The organism is Escherichia sp. E1V33 (genome assembly GCF_004211955.1).
In the GTDB taxonomy this organism is placed as follows: Bacteria; Pseudomonadota; Gammaproteobacteria; order Enterobacterales; family Enterobacteriaceae; genus Escherichia.
Map to the genome: position 1 here is coordinate 347,233 of NZ_RHJI01000010.1, position 17,703 is coordinate 364,935.

The following is a 17,703-nucleotide window of genomic DNA, read 5'->3' on the forward strand; positions in this document are numbered from 1 at the left end:
TTATACCTGCTCTGCGTTCAATGCCTGCGCCCACTGGCGGGCAGACCGTTCAAGTAATGTGTACACCGCTGCAAACGTTTCCCGGCTTTTGCGATACGGATCGGGGATTTCACATTCGTTATCCCAGTGACCAAACAGCATCACTTTGCCGCGCATCTCCGGTGCCATCTCGCATAAGCGTTCGATATGGCGCTTTTCCATGGTCAAAATCAGGTCATAGTTGCGACACAGGCGGCGGCTGAGTTGCCGTGCACAGTGACCTTCCAGAGACAGTTGATGCTCTGCGGCAACGCTGATGGCGGTAGGATCAGCGCCCTTACCGACCAGCGCGCCGAGTCCAGCGGACTCCACTTTCAGCTCCGGGTGATAACGTTGCAGTAAGCGTTCCGCCGTCGGGGAACGGCAAATATTGCCGACACAGACAACTAAGATGTTGTTAAACATGACGATTACCAGTTATGAATGTCGCTGGCTGTATCCGTCATGTAACGGACACCGCTAATAGTTGGCAGCAACTGATTGATCAGACGGTTCCAGCGGGAAACCGGTGCGGTGGTGACATACACCACGTCATAAGGTTGCAGGCGGAATTCTGTCGCCATCACCAGCGACGTGGCATCGGACATATCCAGCTGGTAGATATTGGCAATCTTGCCGTTACGCCCGCCCTCGCCTTTCAGCGGACGAATGACAAAGATGCCGCTGGCGTTGGAGGTGGTCATGTCGATGCCTTCAGCATTGCCCAGGGCTTCGGTCAGGGTCATGCCGCTAAAGTCCATTTTCAGGGTGCTCTGTTTCTTCACTTCACCCATCACAAACACTTTCAGATCATCATTACGCGGCACGTAGAGAATATCGCCGGGGTAAAGCAGTCGATTCTGGTTGAGGTCGCCGTTTTGCATCAGCGCCTGCAAAGAAATGCGCTCTTCACGACCATTGTGTGTTAGTACCACGTTGCGCCAGTCAGCGGTGTCGGTCAGGCCACCTGCGGCGTTGATGGCGTCGAGAATAGTCAGTGGCACGTTGGTGATCGCCTGTTGACCGGATTTATTCACCTGACCGGAGATATAGGCCTTTTGTGAGCGGAAGGCGGCGATATTAACGTCCACCTGCGGGTCAGCGATGTACGTCGCTAAGCGCCCGGTAATATCACTGCGGATTTCAGCGAGCGTTTTCCCGACTACGTGAACCTTGCCGATATACGGGTAAAACATAGTGCCGTCAGGCTGTACCCAGTTGCCGGTGTCGCTGGAGCTGCGGTACTGACCAGCTGGCGTGGTGAGTTCCGGGTGATCCCAGACGGTGACATTAAGAACGTCCCCCGGCCCGACGCGATACTGGTAATTCGCGATCTCGCTTTCCAGCGTCATATTGGGGCGCGCTACATTCGGGCGTGGGCGTAATTGGTCAATCAGGCGCGGGGTCAGCGGATAAACATTCACCATTTTGTCGAGATCGAAATCAGCGTCCTGCTGTTTGATGACGTCTTTGCCCATCGTCGACATATTGCTGCCCGGAAGTACTGTGCAACCGCTTATCAAGGTTACTGACACCAATAATGGCATCAATTTCATTTTGGATTTCATCATTGTTTATTTATCACTTTGGCAGAGTAATTATCCTGTGCACTATTAATAGCAATGTCGCCATGCACATTTACCTTGCAGTTAATTGAATAAAAATTTAACTGGCATCAGTCCTAAAAAAATTGATTTCATCCGCAGGCTATTGACAGAATAATTCGGACTGGTCTTTCAGGCATCCAGACACGCTACCGCCCCTGGCTTTTTAGCTACCAATACACTGATTTAGTTTAGATTTTATAACTCTTTCATCATGCAACCGTTTATGAAAAAGCGTTATTCCGTAGATTAATTTTCCAGATATAAGGTGGCATTATGGTATTTAAATATTGGCTCTCCAATAATGCAGGAGGAAGTGTTACAGCTAACGGAATAGCAGGCAAGGTAACAAATCGGCAATTGGCTATTTTTAAGAATTATATTAAGTGTCATTCAATATGGTTTTTAGGAGTTTCTTTAGGTTGACAATATTTAATATAGCGCCTCCATATGCGATATTTCTTAAATAATATTTTATTATTGCCACTTTTAATTCAGGGATAATGTAAGGTTATAATCCTCAAATAATGTGAGATAAATAGTGCTGTGACATTGCATTTTTGCCCTGATTTATCCATGATCGAATTGTGACATTTGTCATACAACGAATAGGTTTTGTACTTACTATGGAATGGATTGCCGATCCGTCTATCTGGGCCGGGTTAATCACGCTGATTGTGATCGAACTGGTCCTCGGCATTGATAACCTGGTCTTTATTGCCATCCTCGCCGAAAAACTACCGCCGAAGCAGCGCGACCGCGCACGGGTTACCGGGCTGTTGCTGGCGATGTTAATGCGCCTGTTATTGCTGGCGTCTATCTCCTGGCTGGTCACCCTGACGCAACCGCTGTTCAGCTTCCGCTCGTTTACCTTTAGCGCCCGCGACTTAATCATGCTGTTTGGTGGTTTCTTCCTGTTGTTCAAAGCCACGATGGAGTTGAACGAACGTCTGGAGGGGAAAGACAGCAATAACCCCACACAACGCAAAGGTGCGAAGTTCTGGGGGGTGGTGACACAAATTGTGGTACTGGACGCCATCTTCTCACTCGACTCGGTGATTACCGCCGTCGGGATGGTCGACCATTTACTGGTCATGATGGCCGCCGTTGTTATCGCTATCAGCCTGATGTTGATGGCAAGCAAGCCGTTAACGCAATTTGTTAACAGTCACCCGACGATCGTTATTCTCTGCTTAAGCTTCCTGTTGATGATTGGCTTTAGCCTGGTGGCGGAAGGTTTCGGCTTCGTCATTCCGAAAGGCTACCTGTACGCTGCCATTGGTTTCTCGGTGATGATCGAGGCGCTCAATCAGTTGGCTATCTTTAACCGGCGACGTTTTCTTTCCGCTAACCAGACGCTGCGCCAGCGGACTACCGAAGCGGTAATGCGCCTGCTTAGCGGGCAAAAAGAAGATGCGGAACTGGACGCCGAAACCGCGTCCATGCTGGTGGATCATGGTAACCAGCAGATCTTTAATCCGCAGGAACGACGAATGATTGAGCGGGTACTTAATCTTAACCAGCGCACTGTCAGCAGCATCATGACCTCGCGCCACGATATTGAGCATATCGATCTCAACGCGCCGGAAGAAGAAATCCGGCAGTTGCTGGAGCGAAATCAGCACACGCGACTGGTGGTTACTGACGGTGACGACGCGGAAGATTTGCTCGGTGTCGTTCACGTTATCGACCTGCTACAACAGTCACTGCGTGGCGAACCGCTCAACCTGCGGGTACTGGTTCGCCAGCCGCTGGTGTTCCCGGAAACCTTACCGTTGTTACCTGCTCTGGAGCAGTTCCGTAATGCCCGCACACACTTTGCTTTTGTGGTGGATGAGTTTGGTTCAGTGGAAGGGATTGTGACATTAAGTGACGTCACTGAAACCATTGCCGGTAACTTACCGAACGAAGTGGAAGAGATCGACGCCCGCCATGATATTCAGAAAAATACGGACGGTTCCTGGACGGCGAATGGTCATATGCCGCTGGAAGATCTGGTGCAATATGTGCCGCTGCCGCTGGACGAGAAACGTGAATATCACACCATTGCCGGGCTGTTGATGGAATATTTGCAGCGTATTCCAAAACCTGGCGAAGAAGTTCAGGTGGGGGATTATTTGCTGAAAACGTTGCAGGTGGAAAGCCATCGCGTGCAGAAGGTGCAGATCATACCGCTGCGTAAGGATGGCGAGATGGAGTACGAGGTGTGATGGCATGTAGGCCTGATAAAACGCGTAAAGCGTCTCATCAGGCGTTTCATTCAACCGGGAGAGTATGTGACATTGGAAGCTGTTCCGTTCACTTTATGTTCCTCGCTACTTTGGAACGCCCAAGCCGGTGAACGTGCCAGGGTGGCTCAATCGCCACCACCCTGGCAACCCGGGCTCCCGGCGGTAAATCGCCGCTAGCGCGGTCCCCTCATCTTATTCCTTTCGGCTATCGGGTACGGGCGCGAGGTAACATCCCTGTAAGACGCGCCCTCAGCCCACATCCATGTGGGCTGCCCCGGCCTACAGGAAACGAATCGGCGATTTACAGCCGGACCAACCCCCTCGCTGAAATATCTTGCTTTTACTGATGATTCATCTTTGGTGAAAGTAACCTACGTGATTGCCTGATGCGACGCTTTACGCGTCTTATCAGGCCTACAGGACAGGTCACCTGGTAACCTACATCTTCTCCAGCAACTTCTTCACATCTTTGCCATTGCGGGAATCTTTATTCCGCTCGGCCCAGTCATTCAGGCGACGTTTCGCTTCGTCCTGTAGATGTTTGCGCAGCAGCTGGTCCACTTGCAGGCTGTAATTGAGTTGCTGCCAGTTGCCATAAACCCGCAGCGGAACCGGGGTTTCTTTGAGGAAATCAATCAGTTTGCTTTCCCCGTTCCAGCCACCCACGACGCGAATATCAAACTGGGTGTCGCAGGTTTGCTCCGCCAGATTCAACATGCCTTCCCCTGTCAGCGCCAGCACTGGCGATTGACCTTGCATGTCGTTTAACGTCACGACACCATCTTTCAACGTCAGATCGGTGGTAAAGCTATCAAGCCGCGTCACGTTATCGAAGTTTTCAGCGGCCTTCACATCACCGCCATTACGTTCTACCGCTTGTTGGATCATCTGCTGGAAGTTCATGCCTTCCATGCGCGTATCGGCCATTTCGACATGCGCCTTCCCCTGCCAGGTGTGGCGGAATGCGTTAGCATCAATGTCAGCACCAGAGAAATCCCCCGCCAGCGACATTTTCCCCGTTAGTGAGATGGGATAGTTAAAGGCATTCAGGATGGTGCCAATCTCGACATTTTCCAGCCGAGGATAGAAGACTATACGCGGATGTGAGGCCGTTGCATCCAGCGTACCCGGTAACGACACGACACCGTCGTTAAGGTTGCCCTGCAACTGGATAATCTCCAGTAGCCCCGCCTTGTTGGTCATTTGCGCAGTGACATCGGCAAAATCCATACCACGCCAGCGCACGTTATTGGCCTGCAACAAAATATCTGCCGCAAAGCCTTTCAGCCCCTGATACGCAGGTTCATCAATGCGTGAGGAAATTACCGGGCGTGGCAGCGTCGGTTGGCTTTGCCCCTGTTGAGCAACGCCATTTTGCTTAGTCATCACCTCATTCATTGGCAGCAAATTATCCAGATTTAACTGGGCAAATTGCAGCCTGAGCAGCCATTCTGGCTTCTCAAGCAGCGCTACCTGCGCCTGGCCTGTCAGATTGCTGTCATTAGCGGTTAAATTGATTTGTTCAAAGGCGAGACGTTTTTGCGCTTCCTGCCACTGTGCCTTGAACTGACCATGACCCTGAATCCCTTGTTTCGGGAGATCAGCGCCCTGCAATTGCCAGTCAATCTGTTGAATATCCGCCGTTAAATCATGCGGATAATCAGAAGCATCAACAGTCCCCTTGAGCGCTAACGTGAGATCGCGTTGGTCGCGATTTACCCGACCAGAGAATTCAAACGATCCGCGATGTAGTGGGTCCTGCTCCATTTGCAGGCGGATATCACGTACCGTAACCTGTTCGTCATTTTCATGCTGGAACACCAACACGCTGTCACTGACCCGCAGACTGGCGATATCGAACGACCAGCCACGATCTTCCGCGTCATCGGGTAATGTATTGTCTTTCGGGGCTATTGGGGCATCTTCATTGCGCACCGCTTCTGTTTCCGGCGTCAGTTGAATAACTGCCCCTTTGAGCATGACTTGCTTAACGCTGAGTTGATGGCTTAATAAAGGCCACAAAGCCACATCAAGGCGCATGTTATCGGCACGTACCAGCGGTTGGCTGGCCCCGTTGGCCGTTAATATCATGCGACCAGAAAGGATACTGAGCTGCGGCCAGACGTGCCAACGCAGTGGCCCGTCGAGCTGCAATTGATAACCGCTACGTGCAGCAACCTGCTTAACCATATAGTCACGGAAATCATTCGGATTCACCAGCAACACTAACGCAGATAACCCAGCCACCAGCACGACCAGGAGTATCATCAGCGTCGTCAGAAATCGTCTCATGGTATCCTCAATGGGCCTGAATTAGTCTTTATCGATACGACTGGCGACCGCGCCCTGCTGGTTGCGATATTTCGCATCTTCACGGCGGTTATACGGACGCGCTGCCGGACCTGAAAGCGGCTCAAAACTCAGCGCGCCAATAAGCATGCCCGGACGCAGGGCCAGGGGCAGCTTACCGGAGTTGTAGAACTCCAGCACAATGCAACCAGACCAGCCCGGATCGATACGGTGCGCGGTGACGTGCACCATCAGCCCCAGACGCGCCAGTGAGGAACGCCCGTCCAGCCAGCCCACCAGATCGGCTGGCAGCGTCACCGACTCCAGCGTCACCGCCAGTGCCAGCTCTCCTGGGTGAAGATAGAACGCCTCGCTTTCATCGAGAACGATCTCATCGCTCATCACGCGGTCAAGCGCGGCGCTCACTTCATCTTTGGGACCGCTCAAGTCGATAAACGCTGCCGTGTGGCCACGGAAGGTACGAAATTTATTGCCCAGGCGTACATCCACCGTCGCGCCGTTAATACGCTCCACTGGCGGACGTGGGTTGATCGACAAACGGCCTTCATCAAGCCAGGCTTCAATATCTCGGTCACACAGACGCATGGCATTTTCTCCTTTCGCGCATTACTCCCTTAACGCCAGTTACGTCAAGGGCATACCAGGTTATCACTGAACGGTACACAATTTATCAAGCTTATTCAAAGAACTGACTTATTTTCGCTTTCAATATATCGATCGCGATGCGGTTTTTCCCGCCGCGCGGCACGATGATATCTGCATACTGTTTAGAAGGTTCAATGAATTGCAGGAACATCGGACGCACGGTTTTTTGATATTGCGCCATTACAGAATCCATCGAACGACCACGCTCATTAACATCGCGCTTAATGCGACGCATCAGGCAGATATCCAGTGGGGTATCCACAAAAATCGAGAAGTTCAGCTCGTCGCGCAGACGCGCATCCGTCAGCAGCAAAATGCCTTCGAGAATAATGACTTTCTTCGGTTCAACCTTCACCGTTTCTTTCATACGCGTATGTTCAACGTAGCTGTAAACCGGCAGGTCAATAGCCGAGCCGCGTTTCAGCGCCTGCAAATGTTGCAGCAGCAGGCTGTGATCCATCGCGCTGGGATGGTCATAATTAGTCTTAACCCGTTCTTCCATCGACAGATGGCTTTGATCTTTGTAATAGCAGTCTTCGGGAATTACGCCGATGTGTTCATCACCGACTTGTTCACGTAATTCACGATAAAGGGTACTGGCAATGAGACTCTTGCCGGAAGCCGATGCGCCTGCAATACCGATAATGACGCACTGATGAGACTGATCAGTCATAAATTTAGCGACCTGATTAACCTGGATGTTAGGAAGGGGGCGCCGAAGCGCCAAACGCGGCAATTATAGGGATTTCATCCGCGTGATACCAGTCGAATAGCGTTGCCTTGCTCTCAGAGTTAATTGTTGACGATCAATTCCCTGATGCAAATTTAATTGTTCAGTTATGACGCAAGGTGAAAAATGTTATGCATAGTTGCGCAAATTATCCTCCATTACGTCACTTTATGAGCAATTTGCATATAAAATGTAAAACTTTTGTACTAGCATAAACACAGATACTAATACTGACGGCCTGACCATACGGATAGAGCGGTAATGAGTAAACCATCACAACGTGTTTTAATTACCTTGCCTCATCCTCTGCTTCACCTCGTCAGTTTAGGTTTAGTCTCGTTTATCTTTACCCTTTTCTCGCTTGAGCTTTCGCAATTTGGCACTCAGCTTGCGCCGCTATGGTTCCCCACTTCCATTATGATGGTGGCGTTTTACCGCCATGCCGGACGCATGTGGCCAGGCATCGCGTTAGCCTGCTCGCTGGGAAACATAGCCGCATCCGTGCTGCTTTTTTCCACCAGCTCGCTGAACATGACCTGGACGACCATCAATATTATTGAAGCCGTGGTCGGGGCAGTGCTGCTACGTAAATTGCTGCCGTGGTATAACCCCTTGCAAAATCTGGCTGACTGGCTGCGTCTGGCACTCGGCAGCGCCATTGTTCCGCCTCTGTTAGGGGGTGTTCTGGTTGTCCTGCTGACGCCCGGAGACGATCCTCTCAGGGCATTTTTGATATGGGTACTGTCAGAATCCATCGGAGCACTGGCACTGGTGCCACTGGGATTGTTATTTAAACCACACTATCTGCTGCGCCATCGCAACCCACGGTTGCTTTTTGAGTCACTGCTCACGTTAGCCATCACACTGACGTTAAGCTGGCTTTCGATGCTATATCTGCCGTGGCCTTTTACTTTCATTATTGTGCTGTTGATGTGGAGCGCCGTGCGCCTGCCGCGAATGGAAGCCTTTTTGATCTTCCTTACCACGGTGATGATGGTGTCGCTGATGATGGCCGCGGATCCTTCCCTGCTTGCTACGCCGCGTACATACCTGATGAGCCATATGCCGTGGCTACCGTTTTTGCTGATCCTACTGCCCGCAAACATCATGACCATGGTGATGTATGCCTTTCGTGCGGAACGCAAACACATTTCCGAAAGCGAAACCCGCTTTCGGAACGCCATGGAATATTCCGCCATCGGCATGGCCCTTGTGGGAACGGAAGGACAATGGCTGCAATCCAACAAAGCACTCTGCCAGTTTCTCGGTTACAGTCAGGAAGAGTTGCGCGAACTCACCTTTCAGCAACTGACCTGGCCGGAGGATCTCAATAAAGATCTCCAACAGGTTGAAAAGCTGATAAGCGGTGAAATAAACACCTATTCAATGGAAAAACGTTACTACAACCGCAATGGCGATGTTGTCTGGGCGTTGCTTGCCGTCTCACTGGTGCGTCACACGGATGGCACGCCACTCTATTTTATCGCTCAGATTGAAGACATTAACGAGCTAAAACGCACCGAACAGGTGAATCAGCAACTGATGGAGCGCATCACGCTGGCTAACGAAGCGGGCGGGATTGGCATCTGGGAGTGGGAGCTGAAGCCGAATATTTTTAGCTGGGATAAGCGGATGTTCGAGCTGTATGAAATTCCTCCGCATATCAAACCGAACTGGCAGGTGTGGTACGAGTGTGTGCTGCCGGAAGATCGCCAGCATGCCGAAAAAGTGATTCGTGATTCGTTGCAATCACGCTCGCCCTTTAAACTGGAATTTCGCATTACCGTAAAAGACGGTATTCGCCATATCCGCGCCCTCGCCAACCGGGTACTGAATAAAGAAGGCGAAGTCGAACGCCTGCTCGGCATTAATATGGATATGACTGAGGTTAAACAGCTTAACGAGGCATTGTTTCAGGAAAAAGAGCGCCTGCACATTACGCTGGATTCCATCGGCGAAGCCGTGGTCTGTATTGATATGGCGATGAAAATTACCTTTATGAATCCGGTGGCGGAGAAAATGAGCGGCTGGACGCAGGAGGAAGCGCTGGGTGTTCCGCTCCTGACGGTGTTGCATATTACTTTTGGCGACAACGGACCATTAATGGAGAACATTTACAGTGCCGACACCTCACGTTCCGCGATTGAACAAGATGTAGTGTTGCACTGCCGGAGCGGCGGCAGCTACGACGTGCATTACAGCATTACGCCACTAAGTACTCTGGACGGCAGCAATATAGGCTCGGTGCTGGTGATTCAGGACGTCACCGAATCACGCAAAATGCTGCGCCAGCTGAGCTACAGCGCCTCCCATGATGCACTGACGCATCTCGCCAATCGCGCCAGTTTTGAGAAGCAACTGCGTATCCTGCTGCAAACGGTAAACAGTACACATCAGCGACATGCCCTGGTGTTTATCGATCTTGATCGCTTTAAAGCGGTGAATGACAGCGCCGGGCATGCGGCGGGCGACGCTTTGCTGCGCGAACTGGCGTCGTTGATGCTGAGTATGCTGCGCTCCAGCGACGTGCTGGCGCGGCTCGGTGGTGATGAATTTGGTCTGCTACTGCCAGATTGCAATGTTGAAAGCGCGCGTTTTATCTCTACACGCATTATCAGTGCCGTGAATGACTATCACTTTATATGGGAAGGCCGGGTACATCGGGTAGGTGCCAGCGCCGGGATTACCTTGATCGATGACAACAATCATCAGGCGGCAGAAGTGATGTCGCAGGCTGATATCGCCTGTTATGCCTCCAAAAATGGTGGACGGGGCCGGGTGACGATTTACGAACCGCAGCAAGCTGCCGCACATAGCGAACGGGCGGCGATGTCGCTTGATGAACAGTGGCGGATGATTAAAGAGAATCAGTTGATGATGATCGCCCACGGTGTCGCTTCGCCACGGATCCCGGAAGCGCGTAATTTGTGGCTGATTTCACTTAAGCTCTGGAGTTGCGAAGGCGAGATTATTGATGAACAAAAATTTCGTCGTAGCTTCAGCGATCCGGCACTTAGCCATGCTCTTGACCGACGGGTATTCCACGAATTTTTCCAGCAGGCCGCAAAAGCGGTTGCCAGTAAAGGCATAAGCATCGCCCTGCCCATTTCCGTTGCCGGTTTGAGTAGCGCCACGCTGGTAAGTGAACTGCTTGAGCAGCTGGAAAACAACCCTCTACCACCACGGTTATTACATCTGATTATTCCGGCAGAAGCGATTTTCGATCACGCAGAAAGCGTGCAAAAACTGCGGCTGGGGGGATGTCGGATCGTATTCAGTCAGGTGGGCCACGATCTGCAAATCTTCAACTCGCTGAAAGCGAATATGGCAGATTACCTGCTACTCGATGATGAGTTATGCGCCAACGTGCAGGGTAATTTGATGGATGAGATGCTGATTACGATTATTCAGGGGCATGCTCAGCGACTCGGGATGAAAACTATCGTCGGGCCAGTAGTTCTACCCTTAGTGATGGATACGCTTTCGGGCATCGGCGTCGATCTGATTTATGGTGATGTGATTGCCGATGCCCAACCGCTGAATTTGCTGGTGAATAGCAGTTATTTCGCGATTAACTGAGGGAGCGTTTGCCCATTGCCTGATGCGACGCTAACGCGTCTTATCAGGCCTACAAATCGCTCATTCCCCAGGCCGGATAAGGCGCTCGCACCGTATCCGGCGACCAGCGTCATGCTTCGTCTGGTTGCCAGCCTTCCGTATACCAGATATGCAACAGCGCATAAGAACGCCAGGGCTTCCAGCGCTCGGCATAACGGCGGATTTGTGCCGGTGTCATCCCCGGAAATCGCTGTTTAATCAGATAATCATCCGGCAGAAAAACATCTTTCGCCTGCCAGCCGCGCAAAGCAAAATAATTCGCCGTCCAGCGCCCGATACCCGGAAAAGTTTGCAGCGTTTTCATCGCTTGTTCTACGTCGCTCGGTATTGTCATTGGTAAGGTGCCCTCCAGCGCCGCATTTGCCAGATGAATCAGCGCCTCTGCCCGTTTCAACGGCATACCTAACGCTTTTAATGCCTGCGGGTCGGCAGCTGCCAGCCGCTGAGGCGTCGGGAAGCAGATATACTCCGGAAAATCATCCAGCCGTTCGCCATAAAGCTGTACCACTTTGGCGGTCAATTTTGCCGCCATCGCCACGCTCACCAGTTGGCCTAAAATGGCACGCACGCCCTGTTCAAAAGCATCAACACTGCCGGGTAAACGCAATCCGGGCCGCCCCGCGCCTAACTTGCCCAACGCACCGTTAACAATCTGCGGGTTACATTGCAGATCAAACAGGCGGCTCATTTTCGCCAGACACTCTGCGGCAACAGGTTCTAAACCTGCACTTAAATTTATGTGCAGAGTATGGCGGGCTATATCCGGAATAGCAGTCACCACGCCGCGATATTCGCCCACCGCCAGACTACGGGCATAATAATCGTCAGCGACCGTTTCCACACCGCTCACCGCACGGGCGGCGAGAAATCCCAACATCCACGACCAGTCATACGGCGGCTGCCAGTTCAGGGTATACATCGCATCTCCTTGTTTATCCGCTTTCAGCATAAACGTTATTCAGACGCTGCGCTTTGCTTTCATATTCCGGTTGTCGCGACGGCAACATTTCGCTAAAGTCACGCCCCTTCTTCACCGGCATGGGGATTATTTCGTGTTTATTGGTTTTGATTACGGTACAGCAAACTGTTCAGTGGCGGTCATGCGCGACGGTAAACCGCAATTACTGAAAATGGAAAACGACAGCACGCTGCTGCCTTCAATGCTTTGCGCGCCAACGCGTGAAGCGGTAAGCGAATGGCTGTACCGCCATCATGATGTTCCGGCAGACGACGATGAAACCCAGGCGCTGTTACGCCGGGCGATTCGTTATAACCGCGAAGAAGATATCGATGTTACGGCGAAAAGCGTGCAGTTCGGTCTTTCCTCACTGGCACAGTACATTGATGATCCGGAAGAAGTGTGGTTTGTGAAATCACCAAAATCGTTCCTCGGTGCCAGCGGCTTAAAACCGCAGCAGGTAGCGCTGTTTGAGGATCTGGTCTGCGCAATGATGTTGCACATTCGCCAGCAGGCGCAGGCGCAGCTGCCAGAAGCGATTACTCAGGCGGTGATCGGTCGCCCGATCAACTTCCAGGGTCTGGGCGGCGATGAAGCAAATACCCAGGCGCAAGGGATTCTGGAACGCGCGGCGAAGCGTGCCGGGTTTAAGGATGTGGTATTCCAGTACGAACCGGTGGCGGCTGGGCTGGATTACGAAGCCACCTTGCAGGAAGAAAAACGCGTCCTGGTGGTGGATATCGGCGGCGGTACGACTGACTGTTCATTGCTGCTAATGGGGCCACAGTGGCGTTCACGTCTCGATCGTGAAGCCAGCCTGCTGGGTCACAGTGGTTGCCGTATTGGCGGTAACGATCTGGATATCGCACTGGCGTTTAAAAACCTGATGCCGCTGCTTGGCATGGGTGGCGAAACCGAAAAAGGCATCGCCCTGCCGATCCTGCCGTGGTGGAACGCGGTTGCCATCAACGACGTTCCTGCACAGAGTGATTTCTACAGTAGTGCCAACGGTCGTCTGCTTAACGATCTGGTACGCGATGCCCGCGAACCGGAAAAAGTGGCCCTGTTACAGAAAGTCTGGCGTCAGCGTTTAAGCTATCGCCTGGTACGCAGTGCAGAAGAGAGCAAAATCGCCCTTTCAAGCGTAGCGGAAACCCGTGCCTCACTGCCGTTTATCAGCGATGAACTGGCTACGCTGATTAGCCAGCAGGGTCTGGAAAACGCCCTCAGCCAGCCACTGGCGCGGATTCTGGAACAGGTGCAACTGGCGCTGGATAACGCCCAGGAAAAACCGGACGTTATCTACCTGACCGGCGGTAGCGCCCGCTCACCGCTGATTAAAAAAGCGCTGGCAGAACAGTTGCCGGGCATTCCGATTGCAGGTGGCGACGACTTTGGCTCCGTCACCGCCGGGCTGGCACGCTGGGCGGAAGTGGTATTTCGTTAATTGAAAAATGGCTCAGCAACGGCTTAAATCAGCCTGCGCCTGAGCCAGTTTTTCTGCCGCCTGACGTAACGGTTCCATCAATGGCATGGTCCGTGCTGGAGCATGAAGGCGGAATCGCTGCAACTCTGCCGCGCCCTCTGTCAATGCGGCTTCCAGCCGATGTCGTTTGGCGGCCATTTTCGCCATTACCGCCTGTCTGTCTGCTGGCGTTACCGCTTCGTTCGGCCTGAACACAAAACGGCGTTCGCAACTCGCTTTCCAGTCGATAACCGCCTGGGTCAGATGATCACCAAACCCTTTCACTTGCTTAACGCCGCGACGGGTAACATCTGCTGCTGTTTCAATACCAAAAGACCGTAACGCCGCTTTACGCGCAGGGCCAACGCCGGGAATAGAGGCAACATCAATAAACAAATCCCTCCAGAAACTTCTGCTTCTGCCGTTCCCTTGCGGTGTCATGAAGTGCTGCCAATACGCGTTTTTCTTCTTCCGGTAACCCGAGAATTTCGTCCTTCATTTTTTCGAGCATCATCCGTTTGGCGATAAAACCTTCCAGGCCGCCCAACTGTTGGATCTGGCTGACTAAATGGTCATAGTCCATTTTCGCTCGATTAAATGCCTCACGGCGTTGCTGTACTTCTGCTTTGTACGCTTTGCTTGTCAGACTGCCAATAATCCAGATAGCCGCCAGCACGGGTACCAAAATGATATAACGCGGTTCTGCCTGAAGGCCGCAAAGCAGTAGCGATAACGCTGACAGCGCGATCTCAATCAGAATGATGTATTCGCGCCGTAACAGGCCTGAAGGAAGCGGTCTGCCCCCAGGTTGGAAATGAGCGGGTAATGGTAACTCTAGTGCTGGCGGTGGCACTGACGCCATCACCATCGCCCAGACTTTCGCCAGCACAAAATCCCCACCGGTGGTAATGACCTCTTCGCCGAGATCAATAAAATAGATAACGCCTTGATTATCCAGTGCACACCACGGGCAGTCGGTTAAATGACCGGGGTAAACATGCATTGCCGAAACGGGACATTTCTTTAACTGTTGGCGTAGAGAATCAAGTGCCGCTACCCACGCTTTAGCCGTCGGACGCCCGGTTGCCACGCCACTTTCCGTGAACGCCTGCTGAAACATGGTTTCAACATCACCCGGTAACATCGATAGCGGAATAGATCGCGGCGGCGGTTTTAAGCCACGTCGCTGATTGTCTGACGCGTAGGCATAACGAAAATGGGCAATATCCGTCTCCAGCGCATTACCCGCTTCAGAGATAAGCGGTACACCAGAATAAGGATGCCGCCCACCAAACAAGACGTGAAAAATCAGCAACGCAAGGCCAAAATTATCGTGATTTTCTGTGCGTTCAAAGCCAACAAATGACGACAAGGTTTGTAGCTCTGGCGGTGTAAAATGCGACACGCCGACTTCGCATAAATGCAGAGTGCCATTGGCGTTAATCTGAAAGGAGTCGCTATCGATCAACACCACTTTGCTGTCGCGACCTACCATAAAGCTGTTCTGGTTTACGTCACCCACGACGTGCCCGTGCTCGTGAACCGTAGCAAAAGATGAAGCAATATTGCGCGCAACATAGAGTAGAAAATCCCACGCACAATGAGGGTAACTCTGGCGACGATGTGCCGGGCTATAGATCATATGAATCGGTTCTTTACCTGAAACCTTCGGCATCATAAAACCGATAACCTTCCCGCCTCGTCCGCAATGAAGCGTTGCCTGCGGCCAGGCGACATAATTCAGCAACTGTGCGTCAGCTGTCGCAGCCATAAAGGCAAGTTTGTCCTGTTTTAAGGCGGGTGGCGGCGTGTGATAAATCTTGGCAACGCTATCGACAAACTCCTCGATATCATAAACCGCGCCTTCGCCGCCTTTGCCCAATTCACGGCCTGGCGTAACGCACTCACCAGTAGCAGTATATAAAGTGGGTTTCATAGTAACCACATAGCCAGTGCTAACGTTTTATCATCATCGGTACGCTCATTTACCGCCGGGCTGGACAAAAACTGCTTTAACAATTCAGGTAATAAATCGAGTTGTTCATGCGTTGCTGACGCCAGTCCATTGAAAAAAGGAGTAAAGAAAGGCACATGCGGAGAATTATCCAGCATATTTAACGCCAGCCGCTGGATACCATCCGTAAATGCTGCAACTTTATGCGCACGCTCAGTGCTGGTGAAAGTTTCCAGTCTGGAAACAGCATCTTCATCGGTAATGAAGTGCGTCATATTGGCATATTCACCCACCATCGGCGTGAGCGGCAGTTGCAGACCGTGCCCCATATCTACCACCACGCCGCCATCCCCAATCTGCATAATCAATGTGCCGTTAGGCGATGAAATCAATCCCAAAAACGTGCAGGCAAAAACGCGAACCGCTAATTCTTTAGCTTCCGCCTCGGCAAAAAGTCGCTGACGAATGGTCAGTACAATATCCGTGGCGAGGGCATCATTGAGTCCAAATTCACCGTTCTGCACTTTTTGCGATATAAAAGCCATCGCTTCATTGACGGCGAGCATCGCGCCTTCGCCACCCTGCGAGACGCTGCCTGCGCCATCAGCGACAAATACCGACAATAATGGCTGCTGGTCATTTATCCAGGCAACCTGCATCTGGCAGGCATCCTGACAAGGCAAATCAGCGCTGATGTGCGACGTTCCAACAACGGATGCATAAACCAGACGCCAGGTCACACTGACGTCCAGCCTTTTGGCGCTTCCAGTACAACTTCCGCTCCCGGCGTGGAGCGGGAAACCGAACGTAATGAACTGGATAACCAGCTAAACAGTTCGCGGAATTGTAATCCTTGCAGAGACAAAGGCTGACGGACGCTGATTTGGGCCAGAGTCTTCATATCCGCCCCCTGAACACCGATGGAAAAGAAGGCAAACTTCTTATCTTCTTCCCCCTGAAACACTTTGTTGGCGGCAGCCTGCCACTCATCGGTTGGTGCACCATCGGTGATCAGGAAAATCCACGGACGATAATAGGAAATACCATTGGCGCGGTACTCACGTTTCCGCTCTTCAACCATATCCAGGGCTTTGGTAATGGCAGCGCCCATCGGCGTATCGCCCTGGGCAAACAGGATTGGCGGAAAAAAATTAGCGGCGCTGGTAAAGGGTTGTTCCACATGCACCGGGCCGAAAGTCACAATACCGAGTTCCACTCTTTTTAAAGCCAGCGAATCGGCAAGCAGCTCATCACGAAAGGTAACCAATCCGGCGTTAAGTTCATTAATGGGTCTACCGTTCATCGAACCAGAAACATCCAGCAGCAAAATGCAGGGGCAACGTGGTTCCGGGTTACTGGCAAAATCGCTGGTGGCAAACGTGATTTGTTCGCTCATAAGAAATTCTTTCTTAGAGAATTATTGAGGTCCGGTATCATACCGACTGCAATAATGAAATAAGAGCAAACGAAGACATTTTCAGAATTAGGCCCAGCGACGCAGATAATTTTGCCATTCGCCTCGCAAGAACGTGGGCTTACAGATTGACAACAAGGGTTGAGTGGCATAATTTCAGGAGTGAGGGTAGAGCGGAGTTTCCCCCGCCCTGGTAGTCTTAGTAAGCTGGCCAGCTAATGACTAAGAGCACCACGATGATGAGTATCTTCATCATGACCCTTTCCTTTTTTAAACCCTCTTCTTCGGGAGAGGGTATCCCGTTTCAGCATCCCGCTGAAATCTTCGGCTTACCTCCTTTCGCCCTGCACGCAGTCTAACCCTGTCTTGACGGTAAAAAAGTTTCACCTGTGATTATTGCGTAACGTCTCGCAAAGAATATTTGCTGGCAGGATCGCAGACTACAAAGCCTGCGGATTGACATTCTGAACGTGAAAGCATATTTTCAGGAGTGAGGGTAGAGCGGGGTTTCCCCCGCCCTGGTAGTCTTAGTATGCTGGGTAGCTAATGACTAAGAGCACCACGATGATGAGTAGCTTCATCATGACCCTTTCCTTATTTAAGGCCCCTTCCTCGGGAGGGGCTTTCCCGTTTCAGCATCCCGCTGAAATCTTCGGGTTACCTCCTTATTGCCATGTACTCAGTCTATCGCTAACCTGCGAATAAAATAGTTTCCTGTGTCATTACTGGATGCATGCTCGCAAAGCGCACCGTCAT

13 protein-coding genes and 1 pseudogene are annotated in these 17,703 nt (G+C 51.7%); 3 read left to right on the forward strand and 11 right to left on the reverse strand.

Translation table 11 applies throughout. The annotated features are described in order from the left end of the window. Nucleotides 1-444, reverse strand: a complete 444-nt coding sequence (gene wzb / locus D9742_RS09870; RefSeq protein WP_130236785.1) for a low molecular weight protein-tyrosine-phosphatase Wzb — start codon at nucleotides 442-444, stop codon at nucleotides 1-3. A 5-nt stretch (nucleotides 445-449) separates the two neighbouring features. Beyond that, the gene (gene wza, locus D9742_RS09875; protein ID WP_000978094.1) at nucleotides 450-1,589 is read right to left on the reverse strand and encodes a polysaccharide export protein Wza; all 1,140 of its coding nucleotides are present in this window, start codon (nucleotides 1,587-1,589) and stop codon (nucleotides 450-452) included. Between the two features lie 659 nt (nucleotides 1,590-2,248). Here wza and D9742_RS09880 point away from each other — a divergent pair. Then, a complete protein-coding gene (locus tag D9742_RS09880) occupies nucleotides 2,249-3,832 on the forward strand; it encodes a TerC family protein (RefSeq protein WP_130236991.1) in 1,584 nt (527 codons plus the stop codon). A gap of 459 nt (nucleotides 3,833-4,291) precedes the next feature. Here the strand turns inward: D9742_RS09880 and asmA are convergent, their stop codons facing one another. From asmA to udk, 3 genes are all read right to left on the reverse strand, one after another. Further along, the gene (asmA, locus tag D9742_RS09885; RefSeq protein ID WP_130236786.1) at nucleotides 4,292-6,145 is read right to left on the reverse strand and encodes an outer membrane assembly protein AsmA; all 1,854 of its coding nucleotides are present in this window, start codon (nucleotides 6,143-6,145) and stop codon (nucleotides 4,292-4,294) included. A 21-nt stretch (nucleotides 6,146-6,166) separates the two neighbouring features. Continuing rightward, nucleotides 6,167-6,748 (reverse strand): dCTP deaminase, encoded by a 582-nt coding sequence (gene dcd, locus D9742_RS09890; protein WP_001234777.1) that lies wholly within the window; start codon nucleotides 6,746-6,748, stop codon nucleotides 6,167-6,169. A 91-nt stretch (nucleotides 6,749-6,839) separates the two neighbouring features. Continuing rightward, the gene (gene udk / locus D9742_RS09895; protein WP_064529458.1) at nucleotides 6,840-7,481 is read right to left on the reverse strand and encodes a uridine kinase; all 642 of its coding nucleotides are present in this window, start codon (nucleotides 7,479-7,481) and stop codon (nucleotides 6,840-6,842) included. 318 nt (nucleotides 7,482-7,799) lie between these two features. Here udk and D9742_RS09900 point away from each other — a divergent pair, with 318 nt between their 5' ends. Beyond that, the gene (locus D9742_RS09900) at nucleotides 7,800-11,117 is read left to right on the forward strand and encodes a diguanylate cyclase (protein ID WP_130236787.1); all 3,318 of its coding nucleotides are present in this window, start codon (nucleotides 7,800-7,802) and stop codon (nucleotides 11,115-11,117) included. A gap of 109 nt (nucleotides 11,118-11,226) precedes the next feature. Here the strand turns inward: D9742_RS09900 and alkA are convergent, their stop codons facing one another. Continuing rightward, nucleotides 11,227-12,075 (reverse strand): DNA-3-methyladenine glycosylase 2, encoded by an 849-nt coding sequence (gene alkA / locus D9742_RS09905; protein WP_130236788.1) that lies wholly within the window; start codon nucleotides 12,073-12,075, stop codon nucleotides 11,227-11,229. 133 nt (nucleotides 12,076-12,208) lie between these two features. On the opposite strand from alkA, the gene yegD reads away from it, so the two are divergent. Next, nucleotides 12,209-13,561, forward strand: a complete 1,353-nt coding sequence (gene yegD / locus D9742_RS09910) for a molecular chaperone (RefSeq protein ID WP_130236789.1) — start codon at nucleotides 12,209-12,211, stop codon at nucleotides 13,559-13,561. A 12-nt stretch (nucleotides 13,562-13,573) separates the two neighbouring features. On the opposite strand, the pseudogene yegI reads toward yegD, so the two are convergent. The 5 genes and pseudogenes from yegI to D9742_RS09935 form a co-directional block, all read right to left on the reverse strand. Next, a pseudogene (yegI, locus tag D9742_RS09915) lies at nucleotides 13,574-15,515 on the reverse strand (protein kinase YegI). Then, nucleotides 15,512-16,273: a PP2C family serine/threonine-protein phosphatase gene (locus tag D9742_RS09920; RefSeq protein WP_130236790.1), complete on the reverse strand. Its 762-nt coding sequence runs from the start codon at nucleotides 16,271-16,273 to the stop codon at nucleotides 15,512-15,514. Before D9742_RS09920 ends, yegI begins: the two are co-directional and overlap by 4 nt. After that, nucleotides 16,270-16,929: a VWA domain-containing protein gene (locus D9742_RS09925; protein WP_130236791.1), complete on the reverse strand. Its 660-nt coding sequence runs from the start codon at nucleotides 16,927-16,929 to the stop codon at nucleotides 16,270-16,272. The genes D9742_RS09920 and D9742_RS09925 overlap by 4 nt, the downstream gene beginning before the upstream one ends. Nucleotides 16,930-17,146: 217 nt before the next feature. Then, entirely contained in the window at nucleotides 17,147-17,203 is a 57-nt protein-coding gene (locus D9742_RS09930) for a type I toxin-antitoxin system Ibs family toxin (protein ID WP_100692412.1), read from the reverse strand. 271 nt (nucleotides 17,204-17,474) lie between these two features. Continuing rightward, nucleotides 17,475-17,531: a type I toxin-antitoxin system Ibs family toxin gene (locus D9742_RS09935; RefSeq protein ID WP_001386901.1), complete on the reverse strand. Its 57-nt coding sequence runs from the start codon at nucleotides 17,529-17,531 to the stop codon at nucleotides 17,475-17,477. Nucleotides 17,532-17,703: the final 172 nt, after the last annotated feature.